Here is a 14,395-nt window from a genome sequence, read left to right as displayed (position 1 = left end):
CGAATCCATATACGCGGTATAGTACGTGGCATGGTATGCGGTAGGGTGCTTGTTCGTGCCCGTCGGCTCGTGCCGTGAGCGTCCGGCACGCCCTGCTGGCCCAACTGGCCGAGGGGCCGAAATACGGCCTCCAACTTCGCGAGGAGTTCGAGGCCAGGACGGGCGAGATCTGGCCGCTGAACGTCGGTCAGGTTTACACCACCCTGCAACGACTGGAGCGCGACGGGTTCGTCGAGTCCGACGACGTCGACTCCGGGCCGCAGAAGAGCTACCGGATCACCGGTCGCGGCGAAGCGGAGCTCGCCGAGTGGCTCCGCACGCCGCCGGACATGACCTCCCCGCCCCGGGACGAGCTCGTCATCAAAGTGCTGGCAGCGGTCCGGCTACCCAACGTCGACGTCCAGGAGGTGATCCAGGTCCATCGCCGTCGGCTGGTCGAGCTGATGCAGCAGTGGACCCGGCTGAAGGAGGACGAGGCGCAATACGACCTTGGCCTGGCCTTGCTGCTGGACGCCGAGCTGTATCGCCTCGACTCCGTCATCCTCTGGCTCGACGCCACCGACGCCCGCCTGCGGCGGGAGGCGGCGACGCCGACCCCGGCCAGAAGCCACGACCGACCGTCGCCAAGGCCGGGCCGGAGGATGGGAGCACGCCGATGAGCGTGCTCGAGCTGCGGGGCGTGTCCCGGGTGTTCGGGCACGGCGCCAACGGCGTCGTGGCGCTCGACGGCGTGCACCTCTCGGTCGAGGCCGGCACGATGGTGGCCGTCATGGGGCCGAGCGGCTCCGGCAAGAGCACGCTGCTGTCGATCGCCGGCACCCTCGAAAAGCCGTCCGGCGGCGAGGTGCTCATCGACGGCACCAGGCTGTCGGCGATGTCGGGCCGCGAGCAGGCCCGCCTGCGGCGGCGCTCCATCGGGCACGTCTTCCAGGACTACAACCTCCTGGCCGGCTTCACCGCCCTCGAGAACGTCACCTTGTCGCTGGAGCTGGACGGCATGTCGGTGCGCCGTGCCCGGGCCGCCGGGACGGCCGCGCTCGACCGGCTCGGCCTCGGCCACCGGGCGTCCTCGTTTCCGAGCCAGTTGTCCGGCGGCGAGCGCCAGCGGGTCGCGCTTGCCCGGGCGTTGGTCGGGGACTGCCGTCTCCTGCTGGCCGACGAGCCGACCGGGGCCCTCGACTCGGGCCACGGCGAGGCGGTCATGCGCCTCATCAACGCCGCGTGCAAGCGCGGCGTGGCCGTCGTGGTGGCCACGCACGACGCTCAGCTGGCCTCGTGGGCCGAGCGCGTCGTATTCCTGCGCGACGGCCGGCTCGTCGACCAGACCGCGCCGCCGCCAGGCCCCGAGTCGCTGCTGCTGCCGGTGACCAGCGGCCGTTGAGCGCCGGGGTCGGCGGACCAGAGCCCGCCTGGGCCCGGGACGGCCCGGTCGCGGTGCGCCGCTGGCCGGTCGCTGGAGCGGCCGCCCGGCCGGCCCGGGCGGGCGGTTTCCGGTGAAATACTTGATCCGGCTCATGGGGCTGCGCACGGACGGCCGACGAAGGAGATGAGGGCCGATGCCGCTGGCCTGGATCAGTTCCTATCCCAAGTCCGGCAACACCTGGGTCCGCATCCTGCTGGCCAGCTACCGGCAGGACCGGGGGGTGCGGCTACGCTGGGCCGGCGACGGGTTCAAGAACCTCGATGCGACGGATCCCGACCTGTATGACCTGTTCGCCGAGGGCCGGATGCTGCCGCTCGACGACCCGCGGCTGCTGACGGTGAAGACGCACCTGCTGCCGAGCGCCGAAGTGTTCGAGCCGTACCGCGACGCCACCACCAAGGTGCTCCACGTCGTGCGCAACCCGCGCGACATCATGCCGAGCGCCGAGCGCTTCCTCACGGTCAGCGCCCGGCACCGGGAGGCCTTCGCCCGGCACTTCATCGCGCACCGCGGCATGGAGGGCTGGCAGCGCTACGGCTACGGGACGTGGCCGCAGCACGTGCGGGAATGGACCACCCCGGACGTGCTGCGACGGCACTTCCCGCGCGCGGAGCTCTGCGTCCTGCGGTACGAGGACATCAAACGCGACCCGGTGACCTCACTGCACACAGCGATCGAGTTCCTCGGCCTCGACCGCATGCCCGACCTCGGCCGCATCCGCCGCGCGGTCGGGCACTCGGCGCTGGACAAGCTGCGCGCGGCGGAACGGCCCGACCCCGACAAGCCTGCCTTCTTCGGCACCGGGCTGAGCGGCCAGTCGCTGACGTCCTACGGCCCCGGCATCGAGGACGCCTACCAGGCGCTGCTGCGCGACGACCCGCAGTTCGCCGGTTGTGTCGAGCGGTTCGGCTACGGCGGCTGATCCGGCGCGGCCGCACCGTTCGCCACCACGAGAGCGAGGGATTGATGCGCGCACTTACCTGGGTCAGCTCATACCCGCGGTCCGGCTGCGACTGGACCCGGGTCCTGGTGGCGAGCTATCTGCTGGACGTTCCCGCGCCCGACCTCGACACCGATGAGGCGGACCGGGTGGCCCCGGACCTGATGGACCTGTTCAACCACGGCCGTATGGTGCCGCGCGGCGACGATCGGCCGTACCTGGTGAAGACGCAGTTCCACCCGGGCGTGGAGGCCCTGCGCCCGTACCGGGAGGCGACCGGCAAGGTGGTCTGCCTGGTGCGCGACCCCCGCGGCGTGATCTCGAGCCACGTCCGCGCCCAGCGGCTGGCGGGGGAGGAGCGGCGCTGGCTCGCCCTGTGGATGGTGGAGCAGCTCGCACCGGTCGGCCGGCCATCGCAGGACGCCGGCATCTCGGGCGCGTCGGGCACGTGGTTGCAGCACGTGCGCGACTGGACGTCGGCGGAGCGGGTCCGGCGCCACTTTCCGCACGTCGAGGACGTGTGCGTCGTGCGGTTCGAGGACCTGCGGCGGGACCCGGCCGCGGCGCTGCGCGTGGTCCTGGAGTTCCTCGACGTCGCCGGTGGGGTGGACGCCGACCGGGTGCGCCGGACCGTCGAGCGATCCGCGTTGCGGGACATCCTCGCGGCGGCCCGCAGGGCGCCGGCCCGGGGCCTGGCGGCGTTCCAGGACAACCCGCCGCCCGTCGTTGAGGTCGACGACGCCGAGCTGTCCCTCATGGACATCGGCGAGGACGTCGAGGCCGCCTACCGCAAGCGGCTGGCCGAGGAACGCGAACTCGCCGCGCTCGTACGGCAATTCGGTTACGAAGCCGGATAGACCGGGCCGGCCATATCTTGAATTGCCGTCCCGCCGATTCTTGAATTGCTGTTCAACGCATTCTTCGGGCTGCTCCGGATGCATTTCGAGTCCGGCTGGAGCCAGGGTGGAGTGCTCATGGGGTCGCCCGAGAGTGCCGCCAACGTGCACTTACAAACTGCGGCCCGGGCTGAATATTGTGGCGATCATCCGCACGGCTGCCGGGCCCGCGATGAAACACATGACACCGGGAGATTCGAACTGATCGACCAACGCTGCACGCCCACCGCCGGCAGCACTCCCACCCCCGCCGACTCCCCGCTGACCGGGCTGGATCGGGCCGCCATCGGCCCGGCCCGGCAGCGCCTCGATGCGCGCTTCGGAGGATGACGTGAACGCCCGTGCCATCGAGGACATCTACCCGCTGACGCCGCTGCAGCAAGGCATGCTGGTGCACACCCGCATGGCGCCCGGCTCCGGTGTGTACTGGATCCAGAACTGCCAGGAGCTGGACGGCGACCTCGACCTGGCGGCGTTCACGCGGGCCTGGGAGCTGGTGTTCGAGCGGCACGCGGTGCTGCGCAGCGGCGTCATCTGGGAGGGCGTCCCGGCGCCGCTGAGCGTCGTCTTCCGGTCGGTCCCCGTGCCGATCGAGGTGCTCGACTGGACCGCGAGGACCCAGGCCGAGCAGGACGACGCCTTCGCCGGACTGGTGGAGCAGGATCGCCGCCGCGGCCCCGACTTCGACGGCTCCGCCCTTGTGCGGCTCACCCTGATCCGGCTCGGGCAGCGGCGGCACCGCCTGCTGTGGAGCTACCACCACCTGCTCCTCGACGGGTGGAGCGTGCCCATCGTCCTGGCCGATGTCGGCGCCGCCTACGAGTCGCTGGTCGCCGGCCGCGAACCTGCCCTCGCCCCGCGCCGCCCGTTCCGCGACCATGTCTCCTGGCTCGCCGCGCAGGACCCGGCCCGGGCCGAGGCCTACTGGGCCGGGCGGCTGCGTGGCTTCACGTCGGCCACCTCGCTGCAGATCGAGGGCGACACCGGCGAGGAGGGCACCGGCGAGCACCGGGTCCGGCTGTCCGCCGGGGCGACCGCCGGCCTTGCCCGCCTCGCCCGCGCCGAGCGCCTCACCATCAACACCGTCGTGCTCGGTGCCTGGGCCGCGCTGATGTCCGCCTACGCCGGCGTCGACGACGTGCTCTTCGGCGTGACGACCTCCGGCCGCGGCGACCAGCTCGAGGGCATCGAGTCCATGGTCGGCATGCTGATCAACACCACGCCCGCCCGCGTGCGGGTCGACGGCGCCGAGCCGGCCGGTTCCTGGCTGCGCCGGGTGCAGGCCGAGCAGGCGGCCGCCCGGGCCTTCGAGCACACCTCGCTGGTGCGGATCCAGGCGTGCGGCGAGATCCCGGCCGGGCAGCCGATGTTCACGACCCTGTTCGTCTTCGAGAACTTCCCGGCCGGCGAGCCCGACGGCGAGCCGGCGCTGCGGATGACCCAGGGCCCGGTCAGCGAGCGGGACAACCACCCGCTGACGGTCATGGTGTCGCCCGGCCCGCAGCTCGGGGTGCGCATCGCCTACGACCGCGCCGTCTACCCCGGCCCCGCCCTCCGGCGGCTGGCCGGCCACCTGGTCGCCGTCCTCGAGGCGTTCCTGGCCGGGCCGGACCGGCCGGTCGCCGAGCTCTTCCCCGCCGCCGAACTGGAGCTCATCGCCAGCTGGAACGACACGGCTGCGGCGGTCCCCGCGATCGGCCGGGTCGTGGACCAGATGGGGGCGGTGGCGCAGCGGCACCCGGACGCGGTGGCGGTGATGTCGGGGACGGCGAGCCTGACGTACCGGGAGCTGGACGAGCGGGCGAACCGGTGGGCGTGGCACCTGCGCGGGCTGGGCGTCGGCGTCGAGTCGGTGGTCGGGGTGTGCCTCGAACGCGGGCTGGACCTGCTGCCGGTGGTGCTCGGCGTGTGGCGGGCGGGCGGCGCCTATCTGCCGCTGGATCCGGGATACCCGCCGGAGCGTCTGGGTCTGATGGCGAGCGACGCGGGCGCGGCCGCGGTCGTCGGCACGGGCCCCGGCGGCTGGCAGCCGGGGGCGTGGGTCGGCGTGGACGACCCGGCCACGGCCGCCGGGCTGGCGGGGTGTGACGTGCGGCCACCCGAGGTGCCGGTCCCGGCCGACGGGCTGGCGTACGTGATCTACACGTCGGGTTCGACGGGCCGGCCGAAGGGCGTGCAGGTCGGGCACGCGGGGCTGCAGAACCGGATCTGGTGGATGCAGCGCGCGTACGGGCTGCGGCCGGGCGAGCGGGTGCTGCACAAGACGCCGATCACGTTCGACGTGTCGGTGTGGGAGCTGGTGTGGGCGCTGACGGTCGGCGCGACGGTGGTGATGGCCGAGCCGGGCCGGCACGGGGACGTCGAGTACCTCGTCGACCTGATCGATCGGGAACGCGTCGGCGTCGTGCACTTCGTCCCGTCGCTGTTCGCCCGGTTCGTCGGGCCCGAGTGGGCGGCCCCGATGGCCGACCTGCGGCTGGTGGTGTGCAGCGGTGAGGCGTTGGCCGGCGCCGATGTCGCCCGGTTCTACGCCCGGCACCCGACGGCGGTCGTGGAGAACCTGTACGGGCCGACCGAGGCGTCGATCGACGTGACCGCCTGGACGTGCCCGCGGCCCGGCGACGCAACCGCGATCCCGATCGGGGCGCCGATCTCGAACACGCGCGTCCACGTGCTGGACGGCTCGCTGCGGCCCGTGCCGGTGGGCGTGGTTGGCGAGCTGTGGCTCGCCGGGGTCGGTCTCGCGCGGGGGTACGGCGGCCGGCCAGACCTGACGGCGCAGCGCTTCGTCGCCGACGCGGTGGCGGGCGACGGGTCCCGGTGGTACGCCACGGGCGACCGGGCGCGGTGGCGGCCCGACGGCCAGCTGGAGTTCCTCGGCCGCATCGACCACCAGGTGAAGGTCCGCGGCTTCCGGGTCGAGCCCGGCGAGGTCGAGGCCGCGCTGACCGAGCTGCCCGAGATCGCCGCGGCGGTCGTGGCCGCCCGCCAGGAGCGGCTGGTGGCCTACCTGGTCCCGGCCGACGCGGCGGCGGGCATCCCGGCGGCCGGGCAGCTGCGGGAACGGCTGCGGGAACGGCTCCCTGAGCATCTGGTGCCGGCGGTGTACGTCGAACTCGCCGCCCTGCCCCTGAACACCAACGGCAAGATCGACCGGGGTGCCCTTCCCGACCCCGATGCCGCACCCGATCGGCCGGTCGCCGGCCTCTCCGGCGTCACGCAGGAGCTGCTCGCCGGCATCTTCGCCGAAGTGCTCGGCCAGGAGCGGGTCGGCGCCGACGACGACTTCTTCGAGCTCGGCGGCCACTCGCTGCTGGTCACCCAGGTCGCCTCGCGGATCCGGGCGACGTTCGGCACCGAGCTGCCCTTCGCCGCGCTGTTCGCCCAGCCCACCGTCCGGGCCCTCGCCGGCGTCGTCGACGCGGCCCTGCCCGGCACCGCCGCGGCCCCGGTCGTCGGCGCCGAGCGCGGCCCTCGCCCACCGCTCTCCTTCGGCCAGCAGCGGCTGTGGTTCCTCGACCAGCTCGAGCCGGGCTCGGCCGAATACAACGTCACCGTCGTGTGGCGCCTCGCCGGGACGCTCGACCCCGCCGCGCTGGCCGCGGCCCTCGACGCGGTCGTGGCGCGGCACGAGGCACTGCGCACCCGCCTCGTCTCCGACGGGGCCGGCAGCGCTTACCAGGCGGTCGACCCGGCGCCCGGCGGGGCCCTGCGGCACGTCGACGTGACCGACCGCGACGAACCGCTGCCGGCGGCCCGGGAGCTCGTCGCCGCCGACGCGGCCACCCCGTTCGACCTGGCGGCCGGCCCGCTGTACCGGTTCCGGCTCTACCAGGTCGCGGCCGACGACCACATCCTCAGCCTGATCCTCCACCACGCCGTCGCGGACCAGTGGTCGGCCGGCATCCTGCTGCGGGAGGCCTCCGAGCTGTACGAGGCCGCCCGCACCGGCGACCGGGCCCGGCTCGCGCCGCTGCCCGTCCAGTACGCCGACTTCGCGATCTGGCAACGTGAGTGGGCCGCCACCGGGGTGCTCGACGCTCAGCTCGCCTACTGGCGGCAGCGGCTGGCCGCCCCGCCCGCCCTCGAGCTCCCCGAGGACCGCCCCCGCCCGCCCGTGCGGTCCGGCCGCGGCGCATCGGTGGACGTCACCGTTCCGCCGGACCTCGCGCAGCGGCTGCGCGCCCTGGCCCGCGCGCAGGGCGCCACCATGTTCATGACCCTGCTGGGCGCGTTCGCCGCCGTCCTCGGCCGGCACGCCGACCAGGACGACGTCCTCATCGGTACCCCGGTCGCCAACCGAAACCGGCTCGAGACCGAGGGACTCATCGGGTTCTTCGTCAACACCCTGGTGCTGCGCACCGATCTGTCGGGCGACCCGACCGTGGCCGAGCTGCTCGGCCGGGTCCGTGCCGACACGCTCGCCGCCCACTCCCACCAGGACGTGCCCTTCGAACGGCTCGTGGACGCGCTCGTCGGCGAGCGCGACCGGTCCCGGTCCCCGCTGTTCCAGGCCATGTTCGACTACGGCCGGCTCGACACCGCCCCGGCGCTGGGCGACCTGCGGGCCACGCCGGAACGCGTCGCGCGCGGCACCGCCCTGTTCGACCTCACCCTGAGTCTCGTCGAGCTCGCCGACGGCGGCCTCGCCGGCCGGCTCGAGTTCAGCACCGACATCTTCGAAGCCGCCGGCGTCGAACGGCTCGCCGCCCACCTCGTGAACCTCCTGGAGGCGATGGCCGTCGGGGCGGACCGGCGCCTCTCCGAACTGCCCGTCGCGTCCCCGGACGAACAGGACCGCCTCGTGCGCGACTGGGGGACCGGCCGGCCGGTCGTTCCCGCGGAAACCACGATGCACGAGCTGATCGCCGAGCGGGCCGCCACGACCCCGGACGCCGTTGCGGTGCGCGCCGGCGGCGCCGAGCTCACCTACGGCGAACTGGATGCGCGGGCCGGCCGGCTGGCGGGCCGGCTGCGGGCGGCCGGCGTCACCGCCGAGTCGGTGGTCGGCGTGTGCCTCGGCCGGGGGGTGGACCTGGTGGTCGCCGTCCTGGCCGCCTGGCGGGCCGGCGGCGCCTTCCTGCCGCTCGACCCGGAGTACCCGGTCGAGCGGCTCGACTTCATGGCCGACGACAGCGGCGCCGTGCTGGTCCTCGCCGACGAGCACACGGCCGCCGTCGCCGACTGGGCCGTCCCGGTGCTGCGCGTCGACGAGCCGCACCCGGCGACGGACGGGCAACCCGTGGCGGCCCGGGTCGCCGCCGGCTCGCTCGCGTGCGTGATCTACACGTCCGGCTCGACCGGCCGGCCCAAGGGCGTCGCCGTCACGCACGCCAGCCTGGGCGGCGTCCTCGCCGGATGGCGGGCCGTCCACTTCGGGCCCGACGACCGGCACCGCTGGCTGTCCGTCGCCAGCGCCAGCTTCGACGTGTTCATCGGCGACCTCGTCCGCGCGCTGTGCTCCGGCGGGACGCTGGTGCTCGGCGACGTGGGTCTGCAGGTCAGCACCGAACGCTGGGCGGCGGTCCTGCGCGACGAGCACATCGGCGCCCTGGAGTGCGCGCCGCGCTACGCCGACGAGCTCGTCGAGCACGTCCGCCGCACCGGGCAGGCCCTGCCGGGGCTGCGGCTGCTGATCGTCACCACCGACGTGTGGCGGCTGCCGGCCGCGGCCCGGGCGCGACAGGTCCTCGGGCCCGACGTGCGGGTGCTGACCGGCTATGGCGTCAGCGAGGCCACCATCGACTCCACGTCCGGCGACCCTGCGGACGTGTCCGGCACCGGCCCCGTGCCCATCGGCCGGCCGCTGCCCGGGGCCCGGGTGACCGTCCTCGACCGGTGGCTGCGCCCGGTCCCGGTCGGGGTGGCCGGCGAGCTGTACATCGGCGGCGCCGCGGTGGCCCGCGGCTATGTGCGTCGGCCCGAGCTGACGGCGCAGCGTTTCGTCGCGGACCCGTTCACGAGCGACGGATCGCGGTTGTACCGCACCGGCGACCGCGTCCGCTGGGGCGCGCACGGCCAGCTGGAGTTCCTGGGCCGCCTTGACCGGCAGGTGAAGGTCCGCGGCTTCCGCATCGAGCCCGGCGAGGTCGAGGCCGCGCTGACGGCGCACGAGGGGGTGGCGGCCGCCGTCGTGGCCGCCGACGGTGCGCAGCAGCGGCTCGTGGCCTATGTCGTGCCCGCTGACGTCGAGGCCGGGGCCCCGCCGGTCACCGTGCTGCGGCAGTTCCTGGCTCAGCGGCTGCCGGCGTTCCTCGTGCCGGCGGTCTTCGTGTCGCTGCCGCGGCTGCCGTTGACGCCCAACGGCAAGGTCGACCTGGCGGCGTTGCCCGACCCGGACGGTCAGCGGATCCGGCTCGGCGAGGCGTACGTCGCCCCGGCCACCCCGGTGGAGGAGATCCTGGCCGGGATCTGGGCGCACGTGCTCGGCGCGGCCCGGGTCGGCGCGCACGACGACTTCTTCGCGCTGGGTGGGCATTCCCTGCTGGCGACGCAGGTGGTGTCGCGGGTCCGGACGGCGTTGGGTGTCGACCTGCCGTTGGCGGCGTTGTTCGACCGGCCGACGGTGGCGGGGCTGGCGGCCGCGGTCACGGATGCGGACGCCGGCGCCGGCGCGTTGACCGGGTCGATCGTGCCGGTCGGCCGGGATCGGCGGTTGCCGCTGTCGTCCGGTCAGCAGCGGCTGTGGTTCCTCGACCAGTTGCAGCCCGGCTCGGCCGAATACAACGTGCCGTTGCCGATCCCGCTGCCCGGCGACCTTGACCCGGCGCGGTTGCGGGTGGCGTTGACCGCGTTGGTGGCGCGGCACGAGGTGCTGCGCACCCGGCTGGTCGCGGATGCCGACGGGGTGCCGTATCAGGTCATCGACCCACCGACCGAGGTCGACCTGCCGGTCGTCGACGTGCGCGGTGCAGCGCTGGAACGGAGCCTGCTCGAGGAGCGTATGGCGCCGTTCGACCTGGCGAACGGCCCGCTGCTGCGCGCCCGGGTGTACCGGCTCGGGCCGGGCGAGCAGCTGTTGTGGCTGTGCGTACATCACGTGGTGTGTGACGAGGGGTCGGCGACCATCCTGCGCCGCGAGCTGCTGGCGCTGTATGCGGGCGAGGTGCTGCCACCGTTGGCGGTGCAGTACGCGGACTACGCCGCCTGGCACCGGCAGTGGCTGACCGGGGACGTGCTGGAGCGGCAGTTGGCGTTCTGGCGGGGCGAGCTGGCCGGGGCGCCGTTGCTGGAGCTGCCGACGGATCGGCCGCGGCCGGCCGTGCGGTCCACGGACGGGGCGCTGCTGCGCTTCGCCGTGCCGGGCGCGACGGCCGACCGGCTGCGGGAGCTGTCGCGGCGTTGCGGCACGACCATGTTCATGACCCTGTTCGGTGCGTTCACGGTCCTGCTCGGCCGGTACAGCGGTCAGGACGACGTCGTGGTCGGTTCGCCGATCGCGGGTCGCAACCGGGTGGAGACCGAGGATCTGGTCGGGTTCTTCGTCAACATGCTGGTGCTGCGCACGGACCTGTCCGGGGATCCGACGTTCGAGGAGGTGCTGGAGCGGGTCAGGGCGAACGCGTTGGCGGCGTACTCGCATCAGGATGTGCCGTTCGAGCAGCTCGTCGACGAGCTGGGCACGGACCGGGACCTGTCCCGCACGCCGTTGTTCCAGGTGCTGTTCCACTACTTCACCGACGGCGAGGACGTCCAGGACGTCGACGCGGGGCCGGTGCCGGCGGTGAACAAGTTCGACCTGTCCCTGGCCCTGGGTGAGACCGCCGGCGGCGGCCTGGTCGGGCTGTTCGAGTACAGCACCGCGCTGTTCGACGACGACACGGTCCGGCGGATGGTCCGGCACCTGCTCGTCGTGCTCGACGCGCTCGGCGCGGATCCGCAGGCGCGGGTGTCGGACTGTCCCGTGTTCGACGAGGCCGAGCGTCGCCTGGTCGTGCAGGAATGGAACGCCACCGACGCGCCGATCGCCGAGCAGCACGGCGTGCACGAGCTGTTCGAGGCGCAGGCCGCCCGGACCCCGGATGCGGTCGCGGTGCGCTGCGGCCCGGTGGCGTTGACGTATGCCGAGCTGGACGCGGCGGCCGAACGGCTGGCCGCCCGCCTCCGCCGGGCCGGCGTCGGTCCCGACGTCGTCGTCGGCATCGCCCTTGAGCGCAGCATCACGATGGTCGCGGCCCTGCTGGGCATCTGGAAGGCCGGCGGGGCCTACCTACCGCTGGACCCCGACTATCCCGTGGACCGGCTGCGGTACATGGCGACGGACAGCGGCGCGTCGGTGGTGATCGGCACGCAGGCGACGGCGGCGCCGTTCACCGACGTCGTGGCCACCATCGTCGATGTCGATGTCGATGAGGACGTCGACGCGGCGCCCGTCGGCGGGGTGACCCACCCCGATCAGTTGGCCTACGTCATCTACACGTCAGGGTCGACAGGCCGACCGAAGGGCGTGCTGGTCGGGCACCGGGGCGTGGTCAACCGGCTGGTGCGGATGCAGGAGAAGTATCGGCTCACCGGGTCGGATCGGGTCATGCACAAGGCGCCGCTGACGTTCGACGCCTCGGTGTGGGAGTTGTTCTGGCCGTTGGCGGCGGGTGCGGAGCTGGTCGTGGCCGAGCCGGGGAGCCACCGTGATCTGGATCGGTTGCTGGGCCTGCTGGTCAGCGAGCGGATCAGTGTGGTGCAGTTCGTGCCGTCGCTGTTCCGGCTCCTGGTCGCGAATCCGTTGCTGCCGGCCCTGCCCGACCTGCGGCTGCTGTTCTGCAGTGGTGAGGCCCTGGCGGCCGAGGACGTGGCCCGGTTCTACGCGCGCAACGACACGACGACGATCGGGAACCTGTACGGGCCGACGGAGGCGTCGATCGAGTCCTCGTCGACGGAGATCGAGCGCGGCGCAACGCTGGTGGGGCCGCCGCCGATCGGGCGGCCGATCGGCAATGTCCGGCTGCTGATCCTCGATCGTGGGTTGCGGCCGGTGCCGGTCGGAGTGTTCGGCGAGGTCTACGTCGGTGGGGTCGGTGTCGGGCGGGGGTATGTCGGCCGGCCGGAGCTGACCGCGGAGCGGTTCGTCGCGGACCTGTACGGGCCGGGCGGGGCGCGGGCGTATCGGACCGGGGACCGGGCGCGATGGCGGACGGACGGGCAGATCGAGTACCAGGGCCGCGTCGACCTGCAGGTGAAGGTCCGCGGTGTGCGGATCGAGCCGGGCGAGATCGAGGCCGTGCTGCTGACGCATCCGGAGATCACCGGCGCGGTCGTCGTGGCCAAGGGCGAGGGCAGCGACCGGCGGCTGGTGGCCTACATCGCGGGCAGCTCGGCGCTGCCGGACCAGGGCGCGTTGCGCACGTTCCTGCGCGCCACCCTGTCCGACTACATGATCCCGTCGACGTTCGTGGCGCTGGACGCGATCCCGCTGAGCCCCAACGGGAAGGTCGACCGGGCGGCGTTGCCCGAGCCCGACGCGGCGCGACCCGACCTCGCCTCGGGGTTCGAGGCGCCGCACGGGCCGGTCGAGGTCCAGCTGGCCGCGGTGTGGGCCGGGCTGCTCGGGGTCGAGCGGGTCGGCGCGACCGACGACTTCTTCCAACTCGGCGGGCACTCGCTGCTCGCCACCCAGGTGATCTCCCGGATCCGGCAGGCGTTCGCGGTCGAGCTGCCCGTCGCCGCGCTGTTCGCCCAACCGACCATCCGCGGGCTGGCGGCCATGGTGGACGGGACGGCGCCCGGCGCGCCGGTGCCGGCGATCGAGCCGGTGGCGCGCGAGGCGAGGATGCCGCTGTCGTTCGCCCAGCAGCGGCTGTGGTTCCTCGACCAGTTGGAGCCCGGCTCGCCGGAATACGCCATCCCGCTGCCGATCCGCCTGCGCGGCGAGCTCGACGTGGCCGCGCTCCGGGCCGCCCTCGACGCCGTTCTCGAGCGGCACGAGGTGCTGCGGACCCGCCTGGTGGCGGTGGACGGGGTGGCGTATCAGATCATCGACCCGGCCCGCGGCTGCGACCTGCCCGTGGTCGACCTGTCCGGCGAACCCGACCCGGAGGCGGCGCTGCGCGCGGCCGTCATGGCCGACGCGACAGTGCCGTTCGACCTCGCCGCCGGTCCCCTGCTGCGGGCCCGCCTGCTGCGCACCGCACCCGACAGCCACGTGCTCAGCATCGTCGTCCACCACGTCGTCGCCGACGAATGGTCGACCGGCATCCTCCGGCGCGAGCTGGGCGCCTGCTACGAGGCCTTCCGGCGCGGCGAGGCGGCGCCGCTGTCGCCGTTGCGCGTGCAGTACGCCGACTTCGCCGTCTGGCAGCGCCACTGGCTCACCGGCGACGTGCTGGCCGTGCAGCTGGACCACTGGCAGCGGCAGCTCGCCGCGGCGCCGACCCTCGACTTCCCGACCGACCGGCCACGCACCGCGCAGCGCTCCTCGGACGGCGCCAACGTCGAGTTCGAGATCCCCCGGCCCCTGGTCGCCGCGCTCGAGGTCGTCGCCGCCCGCCAGGGCGCGTCGATGTTCATGAAGCTGTACGCCGCGTTCTGCGTCCTGCTGGGCCGCTACGCCGGACAGGACGACGTCGTCGTCGGCACCCCGATCGCGAACCGCAACCGCGCCGAGACCGAGGACCTGGTCGGGTTCTTCGTCAACACCCTCGTCCTGCGCACCGACCTGTCCGGTGACCCGACCTTCGGCGAGCTGCTCGGCCGGGTCCGGCGCACGGCCCTGGACGCCTACGGGCACCAGGACCTGCCGTTCGAGCGGCTCGTCGACGAACTGGGGATACCCCGCGACCGGTTCCGCACCCCGCTGTTCCAGGTCCTGTTCAACTACATCGCCCGCGACCCACGCGACGAGGGCGAGGGCTGGGGCGCGGACAGCGGCGATCTGGTCGAGCTCCCCGGCGGCGTCGTGCGCTTCGACCTCGCCCTCACCCTGATCGAGCACGCCGACGGCCGCGTGGCCGGCGGCTTCGAATACGCGACGGCGCTGTTCGACCACGCGACGATCCAGCGCCTGGTCGGCCACTTCATGGAGTTGCTGTCCGGCGTGGCCGGGGACGCGGGCCGTCGCCTGTCGGACCTGGGCGTGCTGACGGCGGCGGAGGCGGTCGAGCTCGTCGGCTGGAACGACACGGCTGTCGACATTCCGCCGGC

At 73.5% G+C, this 14,395-nt stretch carries 6 protein-coding genes; all 6 read left to right on the top strand.

Annotated elements, in window-relative coordinates:
* The first annotated feature begins 74 nt into the window (after window positions 1-74).
* Entirely contained in the window at window positions 75-659 is a 585-nt protein-coding gene (locus Dsi01nite_RS55365; RefSeq protein ID WP_203854593.1) for a PadR family transcriptional regulator, read from the top strand.
* Window positions 656-1,381, top strand: a complete 726-nt coding sequence (locus Dsi01nite_RS55360) for an ABC transporter ATP-binding protein (protein WP_203854592.1) — start codon at window positions 656-658, stop codon at window positions 1,379-1,381. Before Dsi01nite_RS55365 ends, Dsi01nite_RS55360 begins: the two co-directional genes overlap by 4 nt.
* 175 nt (window positions 1,382-1,556) lie before the next feature.
* Window positions 1,557-2,345, top strand: a complete 789-nt coding sequence (locus tag Dsi01nite_RS55355; protein ID WP_203854591.1) for a sulfotransferase domain-containing protein — start codon at window positions 1,557-1,559, stop codon at window positions 2,343-2,345.
* A gap of 44 nt (window positions 2,346-2,389) precedes the next feature.
* Window positions 2,390-3,220, top strand: a complete 831-nt coding sequence (locus Dsi01nite_RS55350; protein WP_203854590.1) for a sulfotransferase domain-containing protein — start codon at window positions 2,390-2,392, stop codon at window positions 3,218-3,220.
* A 45-nt stretch (window positions 3,221-3,265) separates the two neighbouring features.
* A complete protein-coding gene (locus Dsi01nite_RS55345; RefSeq protein ID WP_203854589.1) occupies window positions 3,266-3,589 on the top strand; it encodes a hypothetical protein in 324 nt (107 codons plus the stop codon).
* Between the two features lies 1 nt (window position 3,590).
* Window positions 3,591-14,395, top strand: a 10,805-nt coding sequence (locus tag Dsi01nite_RS55340; protein WP_203854588.1) for a non-ribosomal peptide synthetase, incomplete at its 3' end; no start/stop codon positions are given.

The organism is Dactylosporangium siamense (assembly GCF_016862795.1).
GTDB classification, from domain to species: domain Bacteria; phylum Actinomycetota; class Actinomycetes; order Mycobacteriales; family Micromonosporaceae; genus Dactylosporangium; species Dactylosporangium siamense.
Note: the sequence above shows the minus strand (reverse complement) of the source record. Positions and strands in the feature narration are given on the sequence as shown.

What these genes read in the sequence shown, in the direction of transcription:
- Dsi01nite_RS55360 (WP_203854592.1), top strand. Translation starts at nt 656, where the DNA reads ATGAGCGTGCTCGAGCTGCGGGGCGTGTCCCGGGTGTTCGGGCACGGC.
- Dsi01nite_RS55355 (WP_203854591.1), top strand. Translation starts at nt 1,557, where the DNA reads ATGCCGCTGGCCTGGATCAGTTCCTATCCCAAGTCCGGCAACACCTGG.
- Dsi01nite_RS55350 (WP_203854590.1), top strand. Translation starts at nt 2,390, where the DNA reads ATGCGCGCACTTACCTGGGTCAGCTCATACCCGCGGTCCGGCTGCGAC.